We start from the raw sequence: 25,675 nt of genomic DNA, 5'->3' as shown, positions 1-25,675 counted from the left end.
ACGCCGCCCCGGCAAGGGCGGCGAAAGCCGGGCCTTGCCCGCAAATATCCCGCGAAGGAACTGTCATGAGCAGAATAAGAGTTGCCGTCGATGTCGGAGGGACTTTCACCGACATTTGCATCATGGACGAAGATAGCGGCGCGATCCGCATCGAGAAGACCGCCTCCACGCCTGACGATCCCATGCAGGCGATCATGAATGGCGTGGAGCAGGGCCGCATCGATCTTTCGGAGGTGACGCTGTTCTCTCATGGTACGACGGTCGCCACCAATGCGCTGATCACCCGCCGCCTGCCACGCACCGCAATGGTCTGCACCGAGGGTTTCCGTGATGTTGTCGAGATCCGCCGCGCCAACAAGGAAGACCTCTGGGACACCTACAAGGATGTCGCCAAGCCCTATATCCCGCGCCGCGACCGGCTGACGGTCCGGGAACGGGTCAGTGCCGAGGGCACGATCCTGGAAGCACTGGACGAAGAGGCCGCTCACCGCGTCGCGGAAATTCTCGTGAAACGGCAGGTCAAGTCCATCGCCGTCTGCTTCATGAACTCCTATGTCAACGGCGCCAATGAGCGCCGCATGCGTGAGATTCTGAAGGAGGCCATGCCGGATCTGCCGGTTTCGATCTCCTCGGAGGTGATGCCGGAAATCTTCGAGCACGAGCGTTTTTCCACCACCATGGCCAACGCCGTCTGCGCCCCGGTCGTCGTCGACTACGTGTCGCGTCTCGGAGAAAAGCTTGCCGCGGCCGGATACAAGCGAGATCTCCTGTTGCTGCACAGCGGTGGCGGGGTCATGACACCCGCAAGCGTCAGGGATTTCTCAGCCCGGCTCGCAGGATCGGGCATCGCCGCCGGTGCGATCGCAAGCCGCTTCATCGGAAATCTCTGTGGCTTCCAGAACTCGATCGGCTTCGACATGGGCGGCACCAGCACCGACGTCTCGCTCGCATGGAACGGGGAGTCGCGCATCACAAAAGACTGGTACATCGAATTCGGATATCCGATCCGCTTCCCCTCCATCGAGGTGCTGACCATCGGCGCGGGCGGCGGTTCGTTGGCATGGCAGGACGAGGGCGGCAGCTTGCGCAACGGACCGCAGTCCGCCGGCGCCTTTCCGGGCCCGGCCTGTTACAAGAATGGCAACCGCACCGCCACCAACACTGATGCCAATGTCGTGCTCGGTCGTCTCGGCACCAGCCTTGCGGGCGGCAAGATCACGCTCGACCCCGCTCTGGCCGCCCAGGCGGTTCAGGAGACGGTGGCGGAACCCTTCGGCATGGAACTCCACCAGGCGGCTGAGGCGATCATCGCCGTCGCCAACGCCAATATGGGCAATGCCGTCCGGCTTCTCTCCATCAGCCGGGGCTATGACCCACGAGACTTTGCGCTCGTCGCATTCGGCGGTGCAGGCGCTTTGCACGGAGCGGCCGTGGCGAAGGAGCTTTCGATTCCAACCGTGATCGTGCCGCCCAATCCTGGCGTCACCTCCGCGCTCGGTTGCCTTCTCGTCGACGTGCAGCATGATTTCTCCGAAAGCTTCATGGCCGATGCTTCGACGGTCTCGCCCGCCGAGATGCAGACGGCCTTTGTTCTGATGGAAGAACAGGCGGTTGAGCGCCTGACCCATGAGGGCGTGGCGCGCGAAGACATGGCGCTGCAGCGTACGGTCGAGATGATGTACCAGGGCCAGTGGCGCTCGCTCGCGGTGTCAGCCCCGGCGCGGATCGAGAGCATCTGCTCGCTGATAGAGGCATTCCACAACGAGCACGAACGCGAGTTCAACTACCGCCGCGAAGAGGCGCCGGTGTCGATCTTCCGCATCGCGGTCAAGGCGATCGGCATCGTACCGAAAGCCGAGATGCCGCGGCATGAAGTCTTGCCGCACAAGCCACAGCCGGTCGGCCGCCGCGGCGTCTGGTTCGACGGCGTATCTCATGATGCGGCTGTCTATGAACGCGACCAACTCAGCGCCGGCGCTGCCTTTGCGGGACCCGCCATCGTCGAACAGTTCGATTCCACCACCGTGGTTCCGCCGGGAATGAGCGCCACCGTCGACGACTTCCTGAACATTCTCATCGTGACGAAAGGCTGAGACATGACAAAGCTGATTGAAACGAGCCCTGGCCTCGATCCGGTAACGTTCGAGGTGCTGAAAAACTCCTTCATCACCACCGTCGACCAGATGGCCGAACAGATGCTTCGCACCTGCTATTCCTTCGTCATCTACAACCGAGACTTTTCGAACGCCCTGCACGACGCCGATGGCAACTCCGTTGCCCAGGGCAACTACGACATCGCGGTCCATGTCGGCACACTGCACAACACATGCAAGGAGGTGATCCGGGTCTTCGAAGGCGATATGGCACCCGGTGACGTCTACGCAATCAACGATCCCTATGCCGGCGGTACGCATTTCAGCGATGTTCGGCTCGTCCGACCGATCTTCGATGAAGACAAACTGATCGGCTTCTCCCAGTCGAACGGACACTGGTCGGATCTCGGCGGCTCGGTGCCGGGTTCCTTCGACGTCACCGCCCGCGACATGTTTCGCGAAGGCCTACGGATCACGCCGTTGCGCCTTTTCCAGCGCGGCCGCTTCTGCTCCGACGTCGCCAACATGATCGCGGCCAACACGCGCGATCCCGCGTCGATCATTGGCGACATCCATTCCCAGGCGCAGGCGACGCAGGCCGCCGAGCGCGAACTGTTGCGGCTGGTCAAGAAGTACGGACGCGGCCAGGTCATGCGCGGGATGGAGGAGGTTCAGGACTACGTCGAACGTGCCGTGCGAAAGCGTCTCGCGGAGCTGCCCGACGGCACTTGGGAGACGGTCGACTACATCGACCGGGATCTCGGTGCCGGCGAAGGCATGATCCCGATCCGCATCAAGATGACGATCAAGGGCGACACGATCCACTACGACTTTACGGGAAGCCATTCGACCATTGCCTCGATGTACAATTCCGCCCCGGGCGCGACCTTCTCGGCCGTGGTCGCCGGCATGAAAACCTTCTTTCCGGACCTCCCGCTCAACAGCGGATTTTACCGGATGATCGAGGTGACTGCGCCAAAGAACAGCATCGTCAGTGCGGAATGGCCGGTGGCGGTGACCGGGTTCCTGATGCCGTTCGAAAAGATCATGAACGCGATCTTCGAGATGTGGTCGAAGATCATGCCCGAACGCGCTATCGCCTGCGCCTTCAACCTCGAATATCTGCTGGCCGGGGGACGGGACGCGCGCAAACCCGAAAAGCCGATCTTCATGTTCTACGAATGGCTGCCGGGCGGTTGGGGCGGGCGCAACGGCAAGGATGGTGCCGATGTCACCACCGCCTGCTTCGGAACCGGGTTGATGTCGCAACCGAACGAAGGCAACGAACGGGTGAATCCGACTCGGACGGTCGAGTTCCAGATCAAGCAGGATTCAGCCGGGCCTGGCAAATGGCGGGGCGGCGTCGGCGTGCAGAAGACCTCCTTGCTGCTTGAGGCTGAAAATGCCGTCATGTCCTATATTTGCGACCGCGAGCGCGCTGTCGTCTGGGGTGTCGAAGGAGGCCTGCCGTCGATGCCCCACGGCTTGACCATGAAGCGCGCCGGAGAAGAGACCGAGATCTGGCTCGGCTCCGTATTCTCCGATTACTCCGTCCACACAGGCGACCAGTTCGCTCGTCCGACGGCCGGCGGCGGCGGTTTCGGCGATCCACTGCAGCGCGAGCCCCGCAAGGTGATGGAGGACGTGATCGACGACTACGTGTCTCTGGAGCGCGCCAAGACTGACTACGGCGTGGTGATCCGCGAAATCGACCGCGACCTGTGCCAGTACGAAATCGACGGGACGGCAACCGAAGCCTGCCGTGCCGACATCCGGGCGAAACGGAAGGACTGGGCACGCATGGATCCTGAGGAGGTCGCGCGCAAATATCGCTCCGGCGAGATCGATACGCTCGATGCGGTTCGGCACTATGCCGTGATCCTCGACTGGGAGACTGGCGAACTCCTCCCCAAAACCACCGCCCAGTTCCGTGAGAGCTTTGAGAAACGCACGGTCGCTCACTGGGCCTGAGCGCCAAAGAGCACGCCGCAGAGTTATCTGTTTTTTCGATACGCTACTCAAAGAATTACTATTTCACAGGAGCCTAAAGCTGGAGCAACAATGCTGCAGCGCCGCGAAAGCTGGCTGCTTCCGAGGGGTATGACAGATGGCACCAAGCGTGGAACGATCGTTCACCGCAGCCAGCACACTTGAAGAGGCAATGGCCGCACGCCGGCAAGGCGCGGCGGTGCTTGCCGGCGGCACCTGGATGATGCGTGATCCACGGCGCGGGGTCGACCTTCCCGAGGCGGTGGTCGCACTCCACCGAATACCCGCCTTGTCCAAGGTCGAAATCGAACCGGACCATGTCGTGATCGGCGCAGCCGTTACCCATGCAGTCCTTGGCCGCGCGTTGCACGGGGCAGTGGGCTTCGAAGGTCTGGTTGCCGCGGCGGAGAATGCGGCCAATCCCGGCATCCGAAAGGTCGCCACCGTGGGCGGCAACCTTTGTGCCCTCGACTTTGCCGCCGCCGATCTCGCCCCTGCGCTTCTCGTCTGTGAGGCGGCGGTGGAACTGGAGACGTTCGAAGGCCCAAAACTTCTCGGTATTTCAGATTTCCTCAAAGACAGGCATGCGCTGCTGGCCGAAGCGATTGTGACGAGAATTCATCTGCGCCGCGACCTTGTCGCAAGTGCTCATATCCGCCTGCCGCTTCGGAAAGCCGGCGACTATCCGGTCGCCATCGTCTCGCTTGCGGTAGACAAAGACAAACGATGTCGCATCGCCGTCGGCTCGGTGGAGCCGGTAGCGCGGCGCTGGACGGCGCTCGAACAGGCCATGAGGGCAGGCCCGGCCTATGCGCTCGATCCGGAACGCACCGCCGAGCTTGCACTGGAGCACAATGATTTTCAGGGCCGCGGCGGTAAGGAGGCGGAGGGTTGGTACCGGCGCCAGGTTCTTCCGCCGCTGGTCAAACGCGGTGTTGCCGCACTTCTCAAGACTGGGGGCCTGGCATGACCGTGACATTCCAGCTGAATGGCGAGGACTGCCGCTTTGATGGCGATCCGATGACGCCGCTCGTCGACATCTTGCGGCAGGAACGATTCCTGACGGGGACCAAAGCCGTGTGCCGCGAAGGCTTTTGCGGCGCGTGCACGGTGCATGTCGATGACGAAGCGGTGCCGTCCTGCCTGAAGCCGGTTGGACTGGTCCAGGGATGCGCGGTGACGACCATCGAGGGATTGAGTTTCGGAAGCCAGGCGCTGCACCCGCTCCAGGCCAATTTCGAGGCGGTCGATGCCGTGCAATGCGGCATGTGTTTTCCAGGAATGGTCATGAGCCTTTCGGCGTTCGTGCGTGACAATCCGCATGCGAGCCGTCCCGAAATCAAGGCCGCGATGGCCGGCAACATCTGCCGCTGCACGGGATATGAGCGGATCGTCGACGCCGTGGCCGACTGCCTTGACCAAGCGCGGAAGGCTGGCCAGTTGGTGGGAGGCATACATGTCTGAGCTGTCCGCCACGGTGATGAATCTTCCCCGCCGCGATGCGCAGGACAAGCTGCGCGGGCGGACAAAATACACCAACGACCGGATTCGCCCCGACATGCTGCATGCCGTGCTGCTGCGGTCGACCGTTCCCGCGGGGCGTATCCGCAAGCTCGACGTTTCGGCGGCACTTCGCTGTCCTGGTGTGCGCGCGGTGGCGACCGGCGCCGACGCGCCAGGGCTCTACGGCATCGGCATTGCCGACCATCCGCTCCTGGCCATCGACACGATCCGCTATCACGGTGAACCAATCGCCGTCGTCGCCGCCGAGACGGAGAAGCAGGCGCGGGCGGCACTTGCCGCCATCATGCTCGAGGTCGAGCCGCTGGCACCGGTGCTCACCATGGCCGACGCGCTCCAGCCCGGCGCCCGTCTCGTCCATGAGGGCTGGCGCGGCTACGAGGTGATCACCGAGGGCGGTGCACGTGCCGGCAACATCGCATGGGAGGCAAAATCCAGCCGCGGTGACGTCGATGCGGCCTTCGCCCGTCCCGACATACGCATTATCGAGAGCAGCTTTACCGTCGGCCGGCAGAGCCATGTGCCCTTCGAACCGCGCGTTGCCATCGGCTCCTGGGAGGACGGCCGTGCTCACATACAGACCTCGACGCAGGTGCCTTGGACCGTGCGCAACGTCACCGGAAGGGTCATGCAGCTTCCGCCCGGGCGTGTGCGGGTCACTGTACCCCCTGTCGGCGGCGGGTTCGGCCTGAAATTCGATGCATCCATCGAGCCTATCACTGCAGTTCTGGCGCGGATGACCGGGCGCACGGTGGTCCTGGAAAATACCCGGCAGGAAGAGATGGCAACCTGCCTCTGCCGCGAGAATGCGGAAATCCGCATCCGGTCCGCTGTCACTGCCGAAGGATACATCGCCGGGCGCGAGGCGGTCGTGCTGATGGACTGCGGTGCGTATGGAGGCGAACAGGTTTTTCTGACGACGATGACGGCGCACACGCTGGGCGGCAATTACAGGGTTGGCGCAACGCGGCTCGTCAGCCGCGCCGTATACACCAACACACCACCCAACGGTGCTTTCCGGGCTTGCAACGGCGTCTACAACACATTCGCTTTGGAGCGACACACCGACGAAATCTGTGATGCGCTAGGCTTCGACCCGATGGAGTTCCGGAAGAAAAATGTCCTGGGAGATGGTGATCTCGGTGCCACGGGCCAGGTTTTCGAGGCCGACGTGCTGGGTCCGATGCTCGATCGCATGGAGACACTGCGCGCCAGTACCGGTACATCAGAGGCCGAGGCCGACGGCAGGCTCTATGGTATTGCAACCACGGTCGGCACATGGTTCGTTTTCGTCGGGCCTTCGGCGGCGACGGTGAATTTGAACGCCGACGGCAGTGCAACACTGGTCACGTCGGGTGTGGAGATCGGATCTGGCACGATGGTGCAATCCCTGCCGCAAATCGTGGCCGGGCAACTCGGCCTCGCTCCCGACCAGGTGATCGTGCGCGAAGCCGACACCGATGCCGCCGGTCTCGATGTCGGCGTTGGCGGCGGACGAACCACCGTGTCCATCGGCGCGGCAAGTGTGGCTGCCTGCGCGGAAGTGCGGGAAAAGCTGCTGCGGACCGCCGGCGAGATGCTCCAGACCCGACCGGAAGACTTGGTGCTGCGGGATGGTCGTGTCGAGATCGCGGGACGTCCCGGCTCCGGCATATCGATCCCCGCTGTCGTCGCCCATGCGCAGGCAACCACCGGCCCGGTCACCGGAAGCGGAGCCTTTACCGCCAGGAACACTCCGGCAATGTCCGGCTGCGCGATGGGGCACTTCATCGATGCGCTCGACATCCCCGTCTTCGTTGTCCACGAGGCCGAGGTGGCGGTTGATCCGGACACCGGTCATGTCGAGGTGCTGGCCTATCGCGTGGTGCAGGATGTCGGCCGCGCACTCAACCCGCGCGCGGTCATGGGCCAGATACAGGGTGGTGTCGTGCAGGGTCTCGGCTACGCCCTGCATGAGGAGGTGACGATCACCGCTGACGGACGTATCGCGCAGGACGATTTCGAGACCTATCGCCTGCCGCTGGCGCAGGACGTGGTTCCGGTCGCCGCCGACCTCTACGAGGGCGCTCCGTCGATGGGGCCTCTAGGCACCAAGGGCGCGGGCGAGGTCCCGATCCTGGCCGTGGGCGCGGCGATCGGCTGCGCTGTGGCACGCGCTATCGGCAAGCCGGTGCGGCAGCTGCCACTGACGCCGCCGCGCGTGCTTCGACTGCTGCACGAGCGCGAACCGCCGCCGGAATTCCCCCACATCGCCCACGGCTGGGCGTCGAACACTCTGGGCTGAGGCAAGCAAACCATGGTCACCCTGAACTGCGACATGGGGGAAAGTTACGGCAACTGGCGTTTCGGCGACGATGCCGGCATCATGCCCCACATCGATTGCGCCAACATCGCATGCGGCTTCCACGCCTCCGATCCATGGACGATGCTGAAGACCGTGCGGCTCGCGCTTTCGCACGGAAAGCAGGTTGGCGCGCATCCGTCCCTTCCCGATCGCGAGGGGTTCGGCCGGCGCGAGATGAAACTTCAGCCCGAGGAACTGACAGCCGCCTTCCTCTACCAAATCGGTGCGCTGACAGGAATGCTGGCCGCCGAGGGCGGGCAGCTCAGCCATGTCAAGCCGCATGGCATCATCTACGGCATGGCCGCGCACGACGTGGACACTGCCCGGGCGATTGCCGCGGCGGTCAAGCCGTTCGGCGTCCCTCTCTTCGGCCTGGCGGGAACCTGTCACGAGACGGCGGCAGCCGAACTCGGCGTCGCCTTCGTGGGCGAGTTCTTTCCCGATCTTGCCTACGCTCCCGGCGGCAGCCTGATCATTCCGCGCGTCCAGTCGGCCATCGACCTGACGCTTGCCGAGCACCGCATGGTGGGGGCGCTTACCCGACGCGAACTCGTCACGACAGACGGTACGATCCGCCCGGTCGACTTCGACACCGTCTGCATCCACTCCGATCCTCCGAATGCGCGCGACGTCGCCGCGCTGATGCGGCGGATCATCGACACCCATTCCAACAGCCTGCCATGATTCATTTCCCGAATCGTGAAAGCTACACGCATGGGATCGAGGACTATCTTGCACTCACCGCCCGAACCATTTCCCCAAGCCGCTGAGGACTTCCATGGATGCGCTTTCCAACTCTCTCGCCGCCGCCGACATCGCCACCTCCATGCACCCCTACACAAACCTGCGTCAGCACGAGGAAACCGGGCCGCTGATCATCAGCCGCGGTGACGGCATCCGTGTGTATGACGAACGCGGCAAGGAATACATCGAAGGGCTCGCCGGGCTGTGGTCGGTGGGCGTCGGCTTTTCGGAAAAGCGGTTGGCCGACGCTGCCTACCAGCAAATGCTGAAGCTGCCCTACTACCACACCTTCTCCTCCAAGGCGCATGAGCCATCCATCCGGCTCGCTGAGAAACTCGTGGAGATGACGCCGGAAAACCTGACGCGTGTCTTCTTCACGTCGTCGGGCTCGGAAGCCAACGACACCATCGTCAAGATGATGTGGTTCATGAACAACGCGCTGGGCCGGCCAAAAAAGAAGAAATTCCTGGCACGGACCAAGGGCTATCACGGCATCACCGTCGCCTCCGGCAGCCTGACGGGCCTGCCGGTCAACCATCGCGACTTCGATCTGCCGGCGATTCCCGTTCGCCATTTGACCTGCCCGCACTTCTATCGCTTCGGCATGGAAGGCGAAGACGAAGCCGCCTTCACGGCGCGTCTGCTCGCCGAGCTGGAAGCGGCGATCGCGGAAGAAGGGGCTGACACCATTGCAGCCTTTATAGGAGAGCCGCTCATGGCAGCCGGCGGCGTTCTGCCGCCGCCGGTCGGGTACTGGGAAGGCGTGGAGAAAATCTGCCGGGCAAATGATATCATCCTGATAGCAGACGAGGTGATCTGTGGTTTCGGGCGGCTTGGTACGCCTTTCGGCGCTCAGAAATACGGCTTCACGCCTGATATCATGACGGTCTCCAAGCAAATCACGTCGTCTTATATGCCGCTTGCCGCCGTCATTTTCTCCGATGCGATCTATCAGGCGATCGCCGACAACACCGCAACGATCGGCAATTTCGGCCACGGCTTCACGGCGTCGGGTCATCCGGTCGCGACGGCGGTGGGTCTCGAAAACCTCGCCATCTTCGAGGAGCGGGACTTGATCGGAAACGCGGCCCGCCTTGAGACGTCGTTCCAGGCCGGCATCCGCTCGTTCGCCGATCACCCGCTTGTCGGCGAAGCGCGGGGCACCGGTCTTATCGGCGCCGTGGAGCTGGTGGCAGACAAGGCGACGAAACGCCCCTTCGGCAAGGTTGGGCGCGCAGGGAGTATCGCAGCGGGAATCGGCCACGAGGAAGGCCTCATCTTCCGCGCCATCGGCGACCAGCTCGCGCTCTGTCCGCCGATGATCTCGACAGAAGACGATGTGAAGGAAATCATGGCGCGCATGGGCCGGACGCTTGAGCGCCTGACCGGTGCGGTTGCCAAGGAGGGGCTTGAATGACCCGCATGAAAGCCGAACCGGTCGTCCATATCGACGACGAACGCTTTCGGGTCACCGAATGGCGCTTTGCCACCGGGGCCGAGACCGGCTGGCACATCCATGGCCATGACTACGTCATCGTGCCGCTTACGGACGGCAAGCTCGGTCTCGAAGGCCCCGACGGCGCGCAGTCGCAAGCCGCTCTCACTCAAGGGGTGCCCTACTCGCGGCGGACGGGTGTGGCCCACAATGTCATCAATGCCGGCGATGCGCCGCTCGCCTTTCTCGAGGTCGAGGTCGTTGAGGCTGGCGATCTCGCAGCCAGGCGGCTCGCCGTGCTCGACCGGTTCCTCGCGGCCTGGAACGCTCGCGACGTGGGCGCGCTGATGGACTGCATGGTTGAGAATTGCGCTTTCCACGGCTCGGCCGGCCCCGATGCCGAAGGGCGCAAGCATGTGGGGCGTGACGCAGTGCGCGTCGCCTATGCAGCGCTGTTCGATGCCTTCCCGAAAGCCGCGTGGATCAGGGGACGGCACATCGTGACGGGCGACACCGGGCTTTCATCATGGCGCTTCGTCGGCACCACGGCAGCGGGGCAGCAAATCGAAGTCGACGGCTGCGATATCTTCGCTTTCTCGGGGGAGCTCATAGCGCTCAAGGATTCCTACCGCAAAGCGCGAGGGTAGCGAAAATCTGGATTCATCGGGCGACAAGGGCGGTCCAAACGGGCCGCCCTCGGTTTTTGCTCAAAGGCAATATCCTCAAAAGACGAAAGGCCCGGTCATCCCAAAGGAACAGGGCCTTCCGCATATGAAGGGCCGGGCTTACCCGGCCCATCTTCTCCTACTTGAGCAAGGCTTCCATCGGTACCGGCTCGGAAATCGTCCAGTTGCCTACAACACCCGGCTTGCCGGCCTTGGTCTCGACGATCAGGTACCGCGTCTGGTTCTGGTGATGCAGTTCCGGCGTGAAGGTACGAGGCCCGAACAGTGTCGGCTCATTCTTCATCTTTTCCAGTTCCGCGACGACCGCGTCGGCATCGGCCGTGCCTGCACGCTCCACCGCCTTGGCCCAGACGTCGACCATGACGTAACCCGGAAAGACATACTGGCTCGAGGGATCGGCGCCTGTCTTCTGCTTGTAGGTGGCATTGAACTTCAGCACGGCCGGATTGGGATCGTCGCCATAGATCGATCCCTGAACGGGGACGTAGAAGTTCGTCAGATCGGGCACAGCCGAGAGCCAATAGCTACCGTCGACGCCCGATCCATTCAGGATCATGGAATTGATACCCGCGGCGCGAAGCTGCTTGATGGCCGAGACGGCGCCCGGCATCATCGTGCAAAGCATGATCGCATCCGGCTCCTTCGGCAGAGACTTGATGCGGGTGATCTGCGCGGCGATGGAGGCATCCTCGTTCTTGAAGGTGTCTTCACCGACAAGCTTCGCGCCCTGGGCTTCGAGCTTCGGCATCATCCAGTCGAAGCCGTCGCAGATGCCCTTGTTGTAGGCCGTCCAGGTATCGAGCAGACGGTAGAAGTCCTTTGCGCCCTTTTCCTTGAATGCCCACTCGGCCATGGTCGCTCCCTGCACGGCCGCCAGCACCGACGCGGAGAAGCTGTGCGGGCCGACACCCTGGATGCCGGCCTTGACCGATTCCGCGCACAGGAAGAAGGAGATACGGCCTGCGTCCTCGGCCGCGAGCGCAGCCGGCGATCCGAAGTCGTAGTCGCAGGACACGACCACGAGATCCGCACCCTGGTCGAGCACGGAGAGGCCAGCCTTGGCGCCTTCGGCCCGGTCGGACTTGGTGTCGGCCTTGACGACCTTGATCTGCTTTCCAAGCAGACCGCCAGCCGCATTGATCTCGTCGATGCGGATCAAAGCCGCCTCCTGGGCAGGCTTGTCATAGGCTTCCATGAAGCCCGACTCCGCAGTGGCGAAGCCGATGACGATAGTCTTGTCATCGGCCAGGGCCGGGTATGCGATGGACATCGAGGCCAGAGCGGTTGCGACAATTCTCATTTTGTATGCCATGCACGTCTCCTTTTTTGTTTTCCGGTCGGGCTTGTGCCGCCGGTCACTTGTTGCGACTGCTGCGAGGTAAGGTGAGTTCGCGGTTGCCCATGAGTCCGGATGGGCGAAGCGCGAGGATCACGATCATGATGACGCCGAGGGCTATTTCCTGAACCCCTTTCGGGAGGGCGAACGTGGACTCGCCGAGCGATACGCCTGCCTCCAGCCAACGCAGCGCCTGGATGAGGGCGGACAGCAGGACGACACCCAGCACTCCACCCGACAGGCTGCCCATGCCGCCGACGACGAGCATGGAAAGGGTGATGAAGGTGAGACCGAGATAGAATGTATCGGGTGTGACCACGCCGATGGAATGAGCCATCAGCGCACCGCCCAGCCCCATCACCGCGCCTGATACGACGAACGCCACCAGTCTTTCCCTGGGAATGTCGACTCCGGAAGCCGCGGCGGCGGTGGGCTCGTCGCGGGCAGCACGAAGGGCCAGGCCGGACCGGGAGATCGCGTGCGCCCAGGCGATGAAGATTGCGACCACGGCGCCGATGAGATACGGCCAGATCACGCGCACGATCGGAATGCCGACGACCGATGAGGTCGCTCCGGTCACGCTCTCCCAGTTGGAATAAATTGTGTTGATCATGGCGAGCATCGCGAAGGTCGCGATCGACGCAGCGATGCCCGATAGCCGCATCAGCACCCGCCCGAAGATGAGAGCGGCGAGGGCGGCGAACAATGCCGCCAGCACAGCCGATTGCCAGTACGGCAATCGGGTCGCCAGCAGCCATTCGGGCAATCCCGGCAGCGAACCGCGTTTCATCATCGGATTGATGGTGAGCCACGCGGCCGCGTAGGCGCCAAGGCAGGTGAAGCCGATGTGCCCGAAGCTGAGAACGCCCGAGTTTCCGATAAAGATGTATAGGCCCACGACGAGGATGACGCGGACGAACACGTCGATCACCGTCTGGTTGAAGGGCCGCGATCCGGTCATCACCGTGATCAGCGCGATGGCCAGCAGCAGCAGCGAAAGCAGGACCGGAGTCAGGACGGTACGGCGGGCAAGCGCGAAGCGTGCGGGCTTTCGCTCGGTAGCCGCGGCACCGGGAGCGGTAGAGTTGGCTAGGGAGGCGGCGACAGCCATGAAATCAGACCCTTTCCTTGGTGCCGCGCGCGGCAATAAGCCCTTGCGGGCGGAAGAGGAGGACGAGGATGACCGCTCCATAGACAAAGGCATCGCGGAATGGCCGGGCGTCGATGGGCAGCATGACCTGCATGATCACCGAGGCGGCACCCAGCAGGAAGCCGGCGAGCACGGCTCCCCCGAGGCTGCCGAGGCCGCCAATGACGGTGGCGATGAAGGCCATCAACATGATCGAGGCGCCCATCTGGATGTCCAGCGTGCCTGTCTGGGCGCCAAAGATCAGCGCAATGGCGGCGGCCAACGCGCCGGAGAGGGCGAACGCACCTATGATGACCCGGTTCGCACGCACACCCAGCATGCGGGCCATCGAGAAGTTCTCGGCCGCCGCCCGCATCTCCAGGCCGAAGCGAGTTTGACGCAGGAACAATGTCAGGCCGATCAGGATGACCATCGTAGTCACGATCGTTATGAGTTGGAGGAGGGGAAGCCGGGCACCGAGGATCTCCACCGGCTGGGACAGTTCGGGCAGCAGCGAAATCGATTTCGGCCGACTGGAGAACAGCATGAGCAGGAAGTAGCGAATTACGAAACCGAGCGCGAAGGAGGCGATCATCATGGTTGCCGGATTTGCCTGGCGGAACCGCCTGAAGACGACGATTTCGCACAGCACCGACAGCCCGGCCCCGCAGAGGAGGACGAAGGGAACCAGAAGGTACCACGGCAATTGGCCGGCGAAGACGATGGCCATTGCGTCCGTAGACGGCCATAGCAGCGCGAAGACGCAGAAGGCGATGACGTCGCCATGCGCGAAGTTCACCAGCCGCATGACGCCGAAGATGAGGGCGATGCCGAGCGCTCCGAGCGCGTACAGCGAGCCAAGCGAGAGTGCGTCGAACAGGATCTGAAGCATCTCAATTGTCCTCGTAGCCGAAATAGGCAGCCTGGATCGCCTCGCCGTTGCCGAGCGTCCGCGCGTCGCCATCGAGCACGATCTGTCCGCCACGCATCAGGATCATCCTCCCGCCCACCATCATCGCTCGGGCCGAGCTCTGCTCAACGATCAGGAGCGTGAGCTGGCGCTGCGCACGCAGCGCGATCAGCCGCTCGTAGACCTGGTCGTTGATGTTGGGGGCGAGGCCCAGCGAAGGCTCGTCAATGGCTACAAGCCGCGGATTGGTCATCAGCGCGCGTCCGATGACCAGCATTTGCTGCTGCCCGCCGGACAGCAATCCCGCCTGCCCGTGCCGCCTCTCTTTCAGCATCGGGAAGGTTGCGTAGACGGCTTCGAGTTCGTCGGCCGCTCGGCTGCGCCAGCCGCGTTCGCGGGCGTGCATGCCGGTTCCGACCAGGAGGTTCTCTTCGGTCGTCAGCGAGCCGAAGACATCGCGCCCCTCCGGCACCATGGAGAATCCGAGCCGGGCGATGTTTTCCGGCGCCTGGCCGGTGATCTCATGACCTGCAAGGTCGATCCGGCCGCCCGCCACCGGCGTAACACCGGCGATCGCGCGCAGCAGCGAAGACTTCCCGGCTCCGTTCGGGCCGGTGATGAACAGGATTTCTCCCTCGGCCATGGAGAAGGAGACATTTCGGACCGCCGTGAGACGGCTATAGCGAATAGTGATATCGGAAAGGGCGAGCAGGCTCATTCCATCGCCTCCAGCACAGGCAGGTCGGTGTTCGCGGCAGTGCCCATATAGGCGTGGCGCACCTTCTCGCTGTCGCGGATCGCGGCAGGCGGGCCTTCCTCGATGATCGCTCCGGAATCGAGCACGACGATATGCTGGCAGAGGCCGAGCACCAGCCCGACATTGTGCTCGATGAGCAGGACACCACAGCCGAGATCGGCGGCGATGTGTCTTATCAGGGCCGAAAGCTCCCGCGCCTCCAGTGCGCTCATGCCAGCCGCGGGCTCGTCGAGCAGGATGTATGCGGGCCGTCCCATCAGGGCGCGGCCAATGGCGACGCGGCGCTCGTCCGTATATGGCAACGTTCCGGCGATGCGGGTGCTCAGCGCACCGATGCCTATCCAGTCGAGCATCGCTTCCGCTTCGGCGATGGCAGCGCGCCGGCTCATTCCCAGGCCAACGCCGGTTACCTCCAAATTGTCCAGCACAGGCAAGTCGCGGAAGAGCCGCCCACCCTGGAAGGTGCGGGCGATGCCGCGCCGCCGGACCTGATGCGGCTTGAGACCCGTGAGTGCTGCGCCGTCGAGCTTGATGGTGCCTTCCGTCGGTGCCTGGAAGCCGGTCAGCACGTTGACGAGCGTGGTCTTGCCAGCGCCATTCGGGCCGATGAGGCCACTAATGCGGCCGGGCGTAATTTGGAGGTCTACCGATGACAGGGCCTTCAGCCCCGCAAACGATACCGAGACGTTCTCCGCGCTCAGATGACTCATGACCCTTTCCTTCTTTCTACCGACGGAAAGGCGCGAAGCATCCGGCCTTGCGGCCAGTCACGTTGCAAATGTCTTCCCCTGTCGGTTCCGGCGGTCTCTAGCGGACTGCTCGGATGCCAAATTCACGCCGTTGCCCGGCGTCGTCTTGTCGTTTCGCGCACCGGATTTTGTCTTCCGCCACGCACGGTCGGTTTTGGCCGGCCGATCTCCTCGCCACCGGCTCCTCCGCCGGCATTTTTCCGGCTGACGTCAGCCGGCCAGATGTCCTTCGGCACGCGCCAGCGCGGCGCGCTGTTCGGTTCGCGCGGCAAGCGCGTCTTCCAGCGTCACCGGAACGAAGCGCGCCGGGGTGTGCGGCTGGAGTTGGGCGATAAGGTCCATGTCGGCCGATATCACCACGCCCAGCATCATGTACCCGCCACCCGAAACCGCGTCCCGGTGAAGAACGATCGGCTCCGTGCCACTCGGCACCTGGACGGATCCGTAGGGATAGCAGGCATCGACGATGTTCGAGGGGTCGGAGCCCGCACCGAAAGGCTGCTCGCGCTCGACGAACTCCAGTGGCGTCCCGCCCCGGAAGCGATAGCCGATGCGGTCGGCTTCGGGCGCGACCTTCCAGGTTTCCTCAAAGAACCGATTGCCGGCAGCCTCGGTGATCCGATGCCAGTACATGCCGGGAAGCATTCTGAGTTCCGCCGGACTATTGCCCGCGCGGCGCAGATTTGCAGGCAGTGAAAGACCGGCTTTGCCGGAACCTTCGCCGAGGGGAAGCTCATCACCCGCCTTCAGCGTGCGGCCCTGATGGCCGCCGAGTGCGCCCAGAATGTAAGTCGAGCGCGAACCGAGAACCACGGGTACGTCGATGCCGCCGGAGACGGCCAGATAAGCGCGCGCGCCGCCCTTGAGGAAGCCGAAGGAAAGCCGGTCACCGGCCTTCACCGGAAAACTTTCCCAGGTCGGCCGCTCCTCGCCATTGAGTTTGGGGGGGAGTTCTCCGCCGGTGACGGCGACGACCGCGGATTGGGTGAATTCGAGTTCGGGGCCCATGAAGGTGGCTTCGAGCACCGCGGCACCCGGATTGTTGCCGACAAGCAGGTTTGCGATGCGTGTGGCAAAGCGGTCCATGCCGCCGCCTTCGGGAATGCCGACATGATAGTGGCCTGGTCGACCAAGGTCCTGCACGGAAGTGGAGAGGCCGGGAGAGATTACCTTAACGGCCATTGATAAGCTCCATCAGCTTTGCATTGGTGCCGTAAATGTCGCTGTTGAAATCCTTCAGGCTGAAGGTGCACTCGCGAACCGTCGGCTGCCACCGATTGGCTTCGATTTCCTCAAGCGTGGCGTCGTAGTCATCGCGGCCAATGGCCTTGAACTTGACGATGTCGCCTGGCTTGAACAGGCACATGTCATCGGCGAGGTAGCGCACCTTCCTGGTCGGGTCGTAGATCGGGGCCGGGGTTATGCCATACATCTGGTAGCCGCCAGCGCCGCGTACCGAATAGATCGCTGCAAAGCAGCCGCCATGGCCAATGGTGAGCTTGGGAGTGTCGGTGCGTGGACGCAAGTATTTCGGCGCCTGAATCTGTTTCTTGCGCTCAACCATCTGGTACAGGAAGGGGAGTCCGGCGACGAAGCCGACCATGGACACGAACCAGGGCTGGCCGGAATAGGCCGTGATAAACTCTTCCACCGTGGCGTAGCCGTTGATGCGTGCCGAATATTCAAGATCGGTGGAGGAGGGGTCCTGATGGCGCTCGCGGAAGCGCAGGCAGGTTTCACGCGTCCATGGATCCTGGAAATAAACCGGCAGTTCGATGATCCGGGTCTTCAGCACCGGGTCCGCCTTCGAGGCCGCCTCTTCCATCGACTTCAGTTCGCTGAGCAAATCCTGCGGCTTGACGATGTCGGGGTTGAAGCGAATCTGGAAGCTGGCGTTGGCTGGGCAGATCTCGGTGACACCTCGGATGCCTGCCGTACGCACCGCGTTCGTCATCGAAAGGCCGGTAAAGAAGGAGGTGAGCGACATTTCTTCGGACACCTCGCCGAAGATATGTTCGTCACCGCCGAAGTTGAATCGTATCGACATCGGTCCTCCTTAACCCGCCAATGCTGCGGCGTTTTCGATGAGCCAGCCTTCCAGCCAGCGGGTATGCACGTCTCCCGCCCGTACCGCCGGATCGGCGGCCAGCGCAAGAAACAGCGGCTTGGTGGTCTTGAGCCCGCCGATCTTCAACTCGTTGAGCGCGCGGATCAGGCGCACTATCGCCGCCTCGCGCGTCTCTGCATGCACGATCAGCTTGGCAAGCAGCGAGTCATAGAAGGGCGGCACCTGATAGCCTTGATAGAGCATCGAATCGAAGCGTACGCCCGGACCGCCGGGAATGCGAAGCTCGGCCACCTGCCCGGGGAATGGAGCGAACTCCTTCGCCGGGTCTTCGGCATTGAGCCGGACTTCGATCGCATGCCCCTTGACGGAGACATCGCCTTGCCGAATCCGCAGCTTCTCGCCGCCGGCGATGCGAAGCATCTCCGCAACGAGGTCGATGCCGGTGATCGCTTCGGTGACCGGGTGCTCGACCTGAATGCGGGTGTTCATCTCGATGAAGTAAAAGCGATCTGCTTCATCGTCATAAAGATACTCTACCGTGCCGGCACCAGAGTATTTGACCGCCTTGGCCAAAGCGACCGCCGAAGCGCAGAGATCCTCGCGCAGCCTGTCTGAAAGTGCGCGAGACGGCGCCTCCTCCCAAACCTTCTGGCGTCGCCGCTGCAGTGAGCACTCCCGCTCGTAGCAGTGAATGGCATCGCTTCCGTCCGCCAGCACCTGCACCTCGATATGGCGGGCCTTGCCGATCACTTTTTCCATGTAGAGGCCACCGTCGCCAAAGGCGGCGAGGGCTTCTGCTTCGGCCTGAGGAAAGGCTTGTTCGAACTCGGCGAGCGAGTTGGCGATGCGGATGCCCCGCCCGCCGCCGCCTGCCGCCGCCTTGATCATCACCGGAAAACCGGTTGCGGTCAGCACCTCGTGGCCAGCCTTGAGGCCCTCGACCCGGCCAGCCGAGCCAGGCACCACAGGGACACCTGCAGCGGCGGCGGCCGATCGCGCCGAGACCTTGTCTCCCATCATCCGGATCGCATCTCCCGACGGGCCGACGAAGACCAATCCAGCGCCTGTGACCGCGTCGGAAAACGCGGCATTCTCGGCAAGGAACCCATAGCCAGGATGAACGCTGTCGCAACCGGTATCGCTGGCAGCCTTCAGAATTGCTTCGACATTGAGATAGGACTTCTTTGCTGCTGGTGGGCCGATGTTGACCGCTTCGTCCGCAAGCTGGACGTGGAGCGACTCGGCATCTGCGGCCGAATACACCGCCACGGTGGCGATCCCCAAATCTTGCGCGGCCCGGATGATCCTGACCGCTATCTCGCCCCGGTTGGCAACCAGAAGCTTTTTCAGCATCAGTCGAGATCCGCAATAGGTGCGCCGGCCATGATGGGGTCCTCATTGTCGGCAATGAAGCGGATGTTCGTACCGGCCGTCTCGGCCCTCACTTCGTGGAACGACTTCATCACTTCGATGAGACCGATTACGTCTCCGGCGGAAACCGCGTCGCCATCCGCCTTGTAGGGCGGCTGGTCTGGCGAAGCGCTCCGATAGAAGGTGCCGGGAAGAGGCGAAAGAATCTGGGCCATAAAAAGCTCCGGAAAACTGCAGACAGACTAATTTGGAACCGCCTGCGCGGGCGGGTTCGGTCGAGTTCAGTGCCAGGGGGCGATTGCGGTGCGCACGGCCCTGGCTATTTCGATGGCGTTCGGCGTATCGGAATGCACGCAGATGGTTTCGCAGCGTACGGGGAAGAAACTGCCGTCCTCTGCCGTGCCCTCGCCCTCCTTGATGGCGCGCACGCACCGCTCGGCCATCTCTGCGGGGTCCTTGGCGTCATGAACGCGTGTCAAGATCAGCTTGCCGGAGGCATCGTAGTCGAGATCGGCATAGAACTCGGCGACGAATGGGATACCGCGCTCTTGATAGATCTTCTCATGCAGGGTGCCCGTCATGCCGAAGAGGGGTACGCCGAAAATCTCTGCCGCGTCGCAGACGCCATGGGCGATTGCCTCCTGCTGCATGGCCATGAAGTAGAGGCTGCCATGCGGCTTGATGTGGTGGAGTTCCACACCCTCGGCCCTGAGGAAGCCGGCAAGCGCTCCCACCTGGTAAATGATGGTGTTCCTGACTTCTTCGCGGGTCATCCGCATCTCGCGCCGGCCGAAACCCTGAATGTCGGGCAAGCCTGGATGGGCGCCGATCTTTACGCCACTCGCCTTGGCGCTGCGGACGGCGGCGTGCATGTGATCCGGATCGGAGGCATGAAAACCACAGGCGACATTGGCAACGTCGATGATGGGCATCATGCCCATATCATCGCCAACCTTGTAGAGGCCAAAGCTTTCGCCCATGTCGCAGTTTAGCGTCACCGCCATCGCATTGTTACCCCTCGAAGCTGCCGTCTTTGCGGCGTTGCAGCATTTTTTGCGCATGCGAGGGCGTTTGTGAAATAGTAGTTTATTGATTGTCATATCAAAAAAACAGATAATGGTTCTGGGCCGGAGCGCACCATGACCATCACCTTGAAACAGCTTGATTATTTTATCGCGACCGCCGAGAGCGGACAGGTCAGTCATGCTGCGGTGGAACTCAACATCTCGCAATCGGCCGTCACTGCGGCGATAAAGACGCTTGAGGCTGACCTGGGCGTACGGCTTTTGGAGCGTAACCACGCTGGCGTAAGACTGACGATGGAGGGCGCGAGGTTTCTTGAACATGCGCGTGTTATCACCGGGGCCGTCGCTGCCGCCGTCCGAAGCCCGTTGCGCGATAGGAAAGGCCTGGCGGGCAAGCTGCGGCTGGGCATGACCTACACGGTCGTCGGCTACTACATGTCGCGCCACTACGCGCGGTTTCGAAAGACCTATCCCGAGATCGAGGTCGAGGTGCTGGAATTGCCTCGAGACGCTCTCGAAAGCGGCTTGATGTGCGGGGATATCGACATGGCCGTGATGCTGGTGTCCAACCTGGAACACACCAAGGAGTTGGCGCAGGAGGTCTTGATGCGGTCGAACCGCCGGCTCTGGCTTTCGGCTGATCATCATCTGCTCGCGCGGCGGGAAATCAGCCTCGCCGATGTGGCGGCGGAAGACTATGTCATGCTGACGGTGGACGAGGCACGCACGACAGCCGCCCGTTACTGGGATGCCGCGGGCCTTTCGCTCCGCGCCGTCCTTACCACCAGTTCGGTCGAGGCCGTGCGGTCGCTCGTGGCTGCCGGCATGGGGGTCACTGTCCTGTCCGACATGGTTTACCGCCCCTGGTCCTTGGAGGGGCAGCGCATCGAAGTGCGCGGGCTTGTCGAGCCCATTCCTACCATGGATGTCGGCCTGGCCTGGTCGCGGGACAGATCAATCGAACCGGCCGCGGCGGCCTTCCGGGCCTTCATGTCCGTGACCATGGGCGGCGGCGGCTAACCGCCTGCCGTCAGGCAGGCGCTATGGCTCAGGCTCGCTGGTTGAGCAGCGGAGCGTGCCGCGTGGGAGTTGATGCCTCGCATCATCAAGGGGGATTTCACCTTTGTCGCAAAAAACGCCAAGGGCTTCAGAAAACTCTAAAGAGCGGGTTCACGCCGGCCTCGTCATCGTCGTCTGGCAGGTTGTTCCCGACAAACAGAAGGAACTCTTGGACAGTCTTCTTGGTCACCACCTCGGGCCGGAACCGGAAAAGTCTCTCATCGGAGGGCGGTGACTTCACGGTTGCGGGCTACGATCTGCTCGTGGCGGAGGGGGGTCGTCGCCTCCATGAAGCCCTTGATCAGTGCGTCGCGAGCTCCGGGTGCGCGCGCCTTTTCCGCCGTGGACAGCGCATGCTGAAGATCAGGCAACGTCAGTTCCGTGCAGTAGGCTGGCGTGCCCGGTTGCTGGCGCCAGGAACTCGCGAGATCGCCGGCATCAAGTGCGTCGAAACCGGTCTCGTTCACCAGTTCGCGTGCGATCGCTTTGGCATGCGCATCATCGCCTGCGACGGGGATCGCGATCCGTCCAGCCGTTCCGGCCGCTGCGCCACCTTCGGCGAGCGTTTGGGCGAGGACCGCATTGAACGCCTTGACCACCAGCCGGCCGAGTTGTTCGCTGGACCAGACGCTTTCCGGCTTGCCATCGTCAACCTCCGCGATGTTCCCGTCGCGCATAGGATAATAATTGGAGGTGTCGATCACGACCACGTCGGCTGGTACATCGGCAAAGATGTTGGCGACATCGGGAATCTTCGCAAACGGGATCGATAGAACGATCGCCTCGACACCCCTTGCTGCTTCGTGCACGGCAACCGGGAGCGCACCAACCTTCATCGCCTTCTCGCGGATGTCATCAGGCCCCTTCGAGCCCGCCAGCTTCACCGCGTGTCCGGCCGCTGTCAGCTTTCGTGCGAGGGTGGTGCCGATATTTCCCGCGCCGATAATGCCGATGTTCATGCCGATTTCCTTCCAGATAATTGTGATTATGAGCTCAGCGCACGATGCGCGGATCGATCCCGTGTTGAGCGGGACATCCAGATGGTCGCGCAGGGTGGTGCCGCCATAATCCCCGATGGAACAGCCCGCCTCGAACTTCGTATAGCTCGCTCGCGGCATCTACTGACTGCGCGCGCCAGGCCCCAGGCAGGTGCCGTACCGTTGCCCAGATGCATGCCGGTATCATCTGCCTGATCATCGTCCTCGTTTCGCCGGCTCATGCCGACCTGTTAGAACAGTCGACCACGGGCTATATGGAGACTGTCTCCGCTTCGACTTAGATACGGAGAGTGTCTCCGATCTTCAAGGGTTCAAAGGTCAGTCATGTCTCAATCGTCGATCGCGTCAGCCCTCCGCAGGGACGCGCAACACAATCGGGCGCACATTCTCGAGGTGGCGCGACAAGCGTTCGGCAACGACAGTGTTGACGTTTCGATGGATGCTATCGCGAAGCTGGCGGGCGTGGGGGCAGGGACGCTCTACCGCCATTTTCCAAACAAAGACGCCCTCCTGGCTGCGCTGCTAGTTCTTCACTATGAAAGCCTCGACGATCGTCGCGTTGAAATCGAAGCCGGGGAGAGCGATGCAGGCCGCGCACTCGAACTCTGGGTTGAAGCTCTCGGCAACTGGATGCTGGCTTATGAGGGCTTGCCTGAACCGTTACGGGCCGCTTGCCGAGTAGAATCCCCGCTGACGCCGACCTGCCATGCTGTCATCGCGACGACGGAGCGAATCCTGAAGGCTGCACAGGACGAAGGGCTTGCACGACGGACGATGACCGGGCGCGCCATTTTTTTCGGAGCACTGGCGATCGCTTGGGCGAGCGGCGCAACGGCAGCGGGCGAAGACACTCGGAACGTGCTTCGCGACGTCCTGAAGAACGGATGGATGGAACCGAAAACAGCACCGGGCGGCGGAGTTTAGTCCGCCTATCCGACTGCGCAGCCTTTCGAATTTCATAACGCTGTCGCCAGCGCGTGTGCATCAAACAAACGCTTTCTGAATGGCTGCCGTCGTCTGGATGGACGGCGGCTTTTGGGCCTGAGAAGAGCGGCGTGCGAGGGCGGCAATTGGTGGCTGAAACTTTGCGACCAAGCGTGAGCACACGTCTTGGCGCTATGCTATGATTTCTGATCCCGCTTCCTGAAAACGGGGGATTCCGCAGAGCCTGAGGCAAGTCACCACTTCGTCCAGGATGATATCGAGTGCCTTGGCCACACCGGACTCGCCAGCCACGGCGCCGAACAGGGCGGCCCGGCCGATCGCCGCGACGGTGGCGCCGCGTGCCTTGGCCTTGATGATGTCCGTGCCCGTGCGGATACCGGAATCGATGAGGATCGGGACTTGGGCGCCAAGTGCCTCACGGATGGCGGGCAGGGCATCGATGCTCGATACAGCACCGTCGAGCTGACGGCCTCCATGGTTGGACACCCAGATGCCATCGGCACCAGCCGCCACCAGTCGCGACGCGTCGCCCGGGTGCAGGACGCCCTTGACCAGCAGCCGGCCTTTCCACCAGTCGCGGATCTGGCGGAAATCGTCCCAGTCGAAACCTGCATGGAGGCTGCCGCCAACACGCGCGGCGATCGTCAGGCCGGCGCTGTTGTCACCGAGATAGCCGCGGACGTTCTCGAACTGGGGCAGACCGCCGCGTAGCAGGCGCAGCGACCAGCCAGGATGAAGCATGCCTTCCCAGAGATGCCGGGCCGAAGGCCGCAGTGGGATGGATATGCCGTTCCTAAGATCCTTTTCGCGCTTGCCCCCGGCTTGCAGATCAACGGTCACCACCAGCGTCGAATAGCCAAATTCTTCCGCTCGCCTGACCAGTTGGCGATTGAAGTCGAAATCCTTGAGCACATAAAGCTGGAACCACAGCGGCCCCTGTACGGCTCGCGCCATGCCTTCGATGCTGGCCGTGGCCATGGTGGAGAGTGTGTAGGGGATGCCGCGAGCGGTCGCCGCCCTCGCGATGGCAATGTCGGCTCCGGGCCTGACCAGCGCGCAGGAACCCATCGGGCTGATCACGAGCGGTGTCGGCAAGGTCTCGGACCAGAGCGTCGTGGAAACGTTCGGATGCGAAACATCGGTAAGCACGCGCGGCAAAAGTCTGATCTTTTCGAAATCGCTTCGGTTGGCGTTAAGGGTGAGTTCCTGCCCCGCCCCGCCATCGATGAATTCGAAGATGGATTTCGGCAGGCGACGACGGGCAAGCCTGCGAAAATCCTCGACCGAAACCTGGCGATCGAGAGCGCCCATCTCAAGCCTCGCCCTCGTGCCGGTCGGCAATGAATATCCGGCGCATGAGCGTCTGGCCGACCTTGCGAGGTCCAACAAGATCTATCTTCACCTTGATCATCAGTCACGCCGCTGCCGCGAGCCGGTCGCAGATCGAGCGGGTTATCTCACTGGTCGACGCCCTGCCTTTCAGGTCGGCGCTCAGAAGCCCGTTGGCCAGGCAGTCCTCGGTCACGCGACGGATGCGCGCCGCGGCCTGGTTGAGCCTCTCGTCGCCATGCTTGTGGCCGAGCCAGTCGAGCATCGAGGCTGCCGAGAGGATCGTCCCATACGGATTGGCGATACCTTGGCCGGCAATGTCGGGCGCCGAGCCGTGCGCGGCCTGGAAGAAGCCGTTGGCCGCGCCGATCTCGGCTGAAGGCGCCATGCCCATCCCGCCCACCGTCGCGGCGGCGAGGTCGGACAGGATGTCGCCGAACATGTTCTCGCTGACGATGACGTTGAAATGGCCCGGTTTCAGCACGAGATGCATCGCCATGGCGTCGACCAGCGCGTGCTCGGTCGCGATATCGGGATAGTCCTTCGCCACTTCGTCGAAGACGGAGCGGAAGAAGGCATAGCTGCGCAGCACATTGGCCTTGTCGCAGCAGGTGACCCGGCGCACGCCGTCACGAGGCGCGCCGCCCGACTGGCGCGCCAGTTCGAAGGCCTTGCGCACGATGCGCACGATGCCGGAGCGCGTCTGCACCAGCGTGTCGACCGCCACTTCGCCGCGCAACAGGGCGCCCGATCCCCGCGCGGCGTAAAGCCCTTCGCTGTTCTCGCGCAAGATGATGTAGTCGATATCGCCGGCCTTCACTCCGCTCAACGGGCTAGGCACGCCCTCGAAGAGCCTGATGGGGCGGACGTTGGCATAGAGATCGAGTTCGAAGCGCAGTCTCAGCGTGAAATCCAGGCCTGCTTCGGTTCCATCGGGATGGACGACGCCCGGCAAGCCGCCCGCACCATGCAGGATGGCGTCCGCCGCGCGGCAGGCCTGGAAGGTCGGCTCGGGAAAGCTCTGGCCGGTCTTCAGGAAATGCTCGGCTCCGGCCGGGTATTCGCTGAAGTGCAAGGGGTTGCCGGGACCAAGCGCTGCTTTCACCACTTGAACCGCTGCGGCGCAGACTTCCGGGCCGATGCCGTCGCCATGCACCGCGGCGATTTCGTAGACAGGCTTCATCGCC

23 protein-coding genes are annotated in these 25,675 nt (G+C 62.9%); 10 read left to right on the top strand and 13 right to left on the bottom strand.

Features of this window, described 5'->3' with window-relative positions; all coding sequences use genetic code 11:
• The first annotated feature begins 65 nt into the window (after positions 1–65).
• The 8 genes from X735_RS162950 (at position 66) to X735_RS1000000170205 (ending at position 10,773) form a co-directional block, all read left to right on the top strand.
• On the top strand, positions 66–2,093 hold the full coding sequence (locus X735_RS162950) for a hydantoinase/oxoprolinase family protein (protein ID WP_023808992.1): 2,028 nt from the start codon (positions 66–68) through the stop codon (positions 2,091–2,093).
• A gap of 3 nt (positions 2,094–2,096) precedes the next feature.
• Positions 2,097–4,064, top strand: a complete 1,968-nt coding sequence (locus tag X735_RS162955; protein ID WP_023808991.1) for a hydantoinase B/oxoprolinase family protein — start codon at positions 2,097–2,099, stop codon at positions 4,062–4,064.
• Positions 4,065–4,200: 136 nt separating this feature from the next.
• On the top strand, positions 4,201–5,052 hold the full coding sequence (locus X735_RS162960; RefSeq protein ID WP_023808990.1) for an FAD binding domain-containing protein: 852 nt from the start codon (positions 4,201–4,203) through the stop codon (positions 5,050–5,052).
• Positions 5,049–5,546: a (2Fe-2S)-binding protein gene (locus X735_RS162965; protein WP_023808989.1), complete on the top strand. Its 498-nt coding sequence runs from the start codon at positions 5,049–5,051 to the stop codon at positions 5,544–5,546. The genes X735_RS162960 and X735_RS162965 overlap by 4 nt, the downstream gene beginning before the upstream one ends.
• Positions 5,539–7,887 (top strand): xanthine dehydrogenase family protein molybdopterin-binding subunit, encoded by a 2,349-nt coding sequence (locus X735_RS162970; protein ID WP_023808988.1) that lies wholly within the window; start codon positions 5,539–5,541, stop codon positions 7,885–7,887. Before X735_RS162965 ends, X735_RS162970 begins: the two co-directional genes overlap by 8 nt.
• A 12-nt stretch (positions 7,888–7,899) precedes the next feature.
• The gene (locus tag X735_RS162975; protein ID WP_023808987.1) at positions 7,900–8,631 is read left to right on the top strand and encodes a LamB/YcsF family protein; all 732 of its coding nucleotides are present in this window, start codon (positions 7,900–7,902) and stop codon (positions 8,629–8,631) included.
• Positions 8,632–8,725: 94 nt separating this feature from the next.
• Positions 8,726–10,108, top strand: coding sequence for an aspartate aminotransferase family protein (locus X735_RS162980; RefSeq protein WP_023808986.1), 1,383 nt, complete (start codon positions 8,726–8,728; stop codon positions 10,106–10,108).
• Positions 10,105–10,773, top strand: a complete 669-nt coding sequence (locus X735_RS1000000170205) for a nuclear transport factor 2 family protein (RefSeq protein ID WP_023808985.1) — start codon at positions 10,105–10,107, stop codon at positions 10,771–10,773. The genes X735_RS162980 and X735_RS1000000170205 overlap by 4 nt, the downstream gene beginning before the upstream one ends.
• A 157-nt stretch (positions 10,774–10,930) precedes the next feature.
• Here the strand turns inward: X735_RS1000000170205 and X735_RS162990 are convergent, their stop codons facing one another.
• The 10 genes from X735_RS162990 to X735_RS163035 form a co-directional block, all read right to left on the bottom strand.
• A complete protein-coding gene (locus tag X735_RS162990) occupies positions 10,931–12,124 on the bottom strand; it encodes an ABC transporter substrate-binding protein (protein ID WP_023808984.1) in 1,194 nt (397 codons plus the stop codon).
• A 43-nt stretch (positions 12,125–12,167) separates the two neighbouring features.
• On the bottom strand, positions 12,168–13,259 hold the full coding sequence (locus X735_RS162995; protein ID WP_023808983.1) for a branched-chain amino acid ABC transporter permease: 1,092 nt from the start codon (positions 13,257–13,259) through the stop codon (positions 12,168–12,170).
• Positions 13,260–13,263: 4 nt separating this feature from the next.
• A complete protein-coding gene (locus X735_RS163000) occupies positions 13,264–14,169 on the bottom strand; it encodes a branched-chain amino acid ABC transporter permease (protein ID WP_031212348.1) in 906 nt (301 codons plus the stop codon).
• A gap of 1 nt (position 14,170) precedes the next feature.
• Positions 14,171–14,905, bottom strand: coding sequence for an ABC transporter ATP-binding protein (locus tag X735_RS163005; protein WP_023808981.1), 735 nt, complete (start codon positions 14,903–14,905; stop codon positions 14,171–14,173).
• On the bottom strand, positions 14,902–15,654 hold the full coding sequence (locus X735_RS163010; RefSeq protein ID WP_023808980.1) for an ABC transporter ATP-binding protein: 753 nt from the start codon (positions 15,652–15,654) through the stop codon (positions 14,902–14,904). Before X735_RS163010 ends, X735_RS163005 begins: the two co-directional genes overlap by 4 nt.
• 249 nt (positions 15,655–15,903) lie before the next feature.
• Entirely contained in the window at positions 15,904–16,875 is a 972-nt protein-coding gene (locus tag X735_RS163015; protein WP_023808979.1) for a biotin-dependent carboxyltransferase family protein, read from the bottom strand.
• Positions 16,865–17,740 (bottom strand): carboxyltransferase domain-containing protein, encoded by an 876-nt coding sequence (locus X735_RS163020; protein WP_023808978.1) that lies wholly within the window; start codon positions 17,738–17,740, stop codon positions 16,865–16,867. The genes X735_RS163015 and X735_RS163020 overlap by 11 nt, the downstream gene beginning before the upstream one ends.
• Before the next feature lie 9 nt (positions 17,741–17,749).
• On the bottom strand, positions 17,750–19,114 hold the full coding sequence (locus tag X735_RS163025) for an acetyl-CoA carboxylase biotin carboxylase subunit (protein ID WP_031212343.1): 1,365 nt from the start codon (positions 19,112–19,114) through the stop codon (positions 17,750–17,752).
• Complete coding sequence (locus X735_RS163030; protein WP_013533152.1) at positions 19,114–19,347, bottom strand: acetyl-CoA carboxylase; 234 nt, start codon at positions 19,345–19,347, stop codon at positions 19,114–19,116. Before X735_RS163030 ends, X735_RS163025 begins: the two co-directional genes overlap by 1 nt.
• Before the next feature lie 66 nt (positions 19,348–19,413).
• Positions 19,414–20,136 carry a LamB/YcsF family protein gene (locus tag X735_RS163035; protein WP_023808976.1) on the bottom strand — a complete coding sequence of 241 codons (723 nt, stop codon included), beginning with the start codon at positions 20,134–20,136 and terminating at the stop codon, positions 19,414–19,416.
• A 135-nt stretch (positions 20,137–20,271) separates the two neighbouring features.
• Between X735_RS163035 and X735_RS163040 the strand changes: the two genes are divergently transcribed.
• Positions 20,272–21,177 carry a LysR family transcriptional regulator gene (locus X735_RS163040; protein WP_023808975.1) on the top strand — a complete coding sequence of 302 codons (906 nt, stop codon included), beginning with the start codon at positions 20,272–20,274 and terminating at the stop codon, positions 21,175–21,177.
• A 257-nt stretch (positions 21,178–21,434) separates the two neighbouring features.
• Here the strand turns inward: X735_RS163040 and X735_RS163045 are convergent, their stop codons facing one another.
• Entirely contained in the window at positions 21,435–22,175 is a 741-nt protein-coding gene (locus tag X735_RS163045; RefSeq protein WP_023808973.1) for an NAD(P)-binding domain-containing protein, read from the bottom strand.
• Positions 22,176–22,538: 363 nt separating this feature from the next.
• Between X735_RS163045 and X735_RS163050 the strand changes: the two genes are divergently transcribed.
• The gene (locus X735_RS163050; RefSeq protein WP_023808972.1) at positions 22,539–23,138 is read left to right on the top strand and encodes a TetR/AcrR family transcriptional regulator; all 600 of its coding nucleotides are present in this window, start codon (positions 22,539–22,541) and stop codon (positions 23,136–23,138) included.
• Positions 23,139–23,330: 192 nt separating this feature from the next.
• Here X735_RS163050 and X735_RS163055 read toward each other — a convergent pair whose 3' ends face one another.
• Together X735_RS163055 and X735_RS163060 are read right to left on the bottom strand one after the other, a co-directional pair.
• Complete coding sequence (locus X735_RS163055; protein ID WP_023808971.1) at positions 23,331–24,470, bottom strand: alpha-hydroxy acid oxidase; 1,140 nt, start codon at positions 24,468–24,470, stop codon at positions 23,331–23,333.
• A gap of 103 nt (positions 24,471–24,573) precedes the next feature.
• Complete coding sequence (locus tag X735_RS163060; RefSeq protein ID WP_023808969.1) at positions 24,574–25,671, bottom strand: isocitrate/isopropylmalate dehydrogenase family protein; 1,098 nt, start codon at positions 25,669–25,671, stop codon at positions 24,574–24,576.
• Positions 25,672–25,675 lie beyond the last annotated feature (4 nt).

It is taken from the genome of Mesorhizobium sp. L2C084A000, from assembly GCF_000502875.1.
Classification (GTDB): Bacteria; Pseudomonadota; Alphaproteobacteria; order Rhizobiales; family Rhizobiaceae; genus Mesorhizobium.
The sequence above is the reverse complement of the archived record's forward strand: the minus strand, read 5'-3'. Positions and strand labels throughout refer to the sequence as shown.

Coding starts and splice junctions, on each gene's coding strand:
- X735_RS162950 (WP_023808992.1), top strand. CDS start 66: ATGAGCAGAATAAGAGTTGCCGTCGATGTCGGAGGGACTTTCACCGAC.
- X735_RS162955 (WP_023808991.1), top strand. CDS start 2,097: ATGACAAAGCTGATTGAAACGAGCCCTGGCCTCGATCCGGTAACGTTC.
- X735_RS162960 (WP_023808990.1), top strand. CDS start 4,201: ATGGCACCAAGCGTGGAACGATCGTTCACCGCAGCCAGCACACTTGAA.
- X735_RS162965 (WP_023808989.1), top strand. CDS start 5,049: ATGACCGTGACATTCCAGCTGAATGGCGAGGACTGCCGCTTTGATGGC.
- X735_RS162970 (WP_023808988.1), top strand. CDS start 5,539: ATGTCTGAGCTGTCCGCCACGGTGATGAATCTTCCCCGCCGCGATGCG.
- X735_RS162975 (WP_023808987.1), top strand. CDS start 7,900: ATGGTCACCCTGAACTGCGACATGGGGGAAAGTTACGGCAACTGGCGT.
- X735_RS162980 (WP_023808986.1), top strand. CDS start 8,726: ATGGATGCGCTTTCCAACTCTCTCGCCGCCGCCGACATCGCCACCTCC.
- X735_RS1000000170205 (WP_023808985.1), top strand. CDS start 10,105: ATGACCCGCATGAAAGCCGAACCGGTCGTCCATATCGACGACGAACGC.
- X735_RS162990 (WP_023808984.1), bottom strand. CDS start 12,124: ATGGCATACAAAATGAGAATTGTCGCAACCGCTCTGGCCTCGATGTCC.
- X735_RS162995 (WP_023808983.1), bottom strand. CDS start 13,259: ATGGCTGTCGCCGCCTCCCTAGCCAACTCTACCGCTCCCGGTGCCGCG.
- X735_RS163000 (WP_031212348.1), bottom strand. CDS start 14,169: ATGCTTCAGATCCTGTTCGACGCACTCTCGCTTGGCTCGCTGTACGCG.
- X735_RS163005 (WP_023808981.1), bottom strand. CDS start 14,905: ATGAGCCTGCTCGCCCTTTCCGATATCACTATTCGCTATAGCCGTCTC.
- X735_RS163010 (WP_023808980.1), bottom strand. CDS start 15,654: ATGAGTCATCTGAGCGCGGAGAACGTCTCGGTATCGTTTGCGGGGCTG.
- X735_RS163015 (WP_023808979.1), bottom strand. CDS start 16,875: ATGGCCGTTAAGGTAATCTCTCCCGGCCTCTCCACTTCCGTGCAGGAC.
- X735_RS163020 (WP_023808978.1), bottom strand. CDS start 17,740: ATGTCGATACGATTCAACTTCGGCGGTGACGAACATATCTTCGGCGAG.
- X735_RS163025 (WP_031212343.1), bottom strand. CDS start 19,114: ATGCTGAAAAAGCTTCTGGTTGCCAACCGGGGCGAGATAGCGGTCAGG.
- X735_RS163030 (WP_013533152.1), bottom strand. CDS start 19,347: ATGGCCCAGATTCTTTCGCCTCTTCCCGGCACCTTCTATCGGAGCGCT.
- X735_RS163035 (WP_023808976.1), bottom strand. CDS start 20,136: ATGGCGGTGACGCTAAACTGCGACATGGGCGAAAGCTTTGGCCTCTAC.
- X735_RS163040 (WP_023808975.1), top strand. CDS start 20,272: ATGACCATCACCTTGAAACAGCTTGATTATTTTATCGCGACCGCCGAG.
- X735_RS163045 (WP_023808973.1), bottom strand. CDS start 22,175: ATGAACATCGGCATTATCGGCGCGGGAAATATCGGCACCACCCTCGCA.
- X735_RS163050 (WP_023808972.1), top strand. CDS start 22,539: ATGTCTCAATCGTCGATCGCGTCAGCCCTCCGCAGGGACGCGCAACAC.
- X735_RS163055 (WP_023808971.1), bottom strand. CDS start 24,470: ATGGGCGCTCTCGATCGCCAGGTTTCGGTCGAGGATTTTCGCAGGCTT.
- X735_RS163060 (WP_023808969.1), bottom strand. CDS start 25,671: ATGAAGCCTGTCTACGAAATCGCCGCGGTGCATGGCGACGGCATCGGC.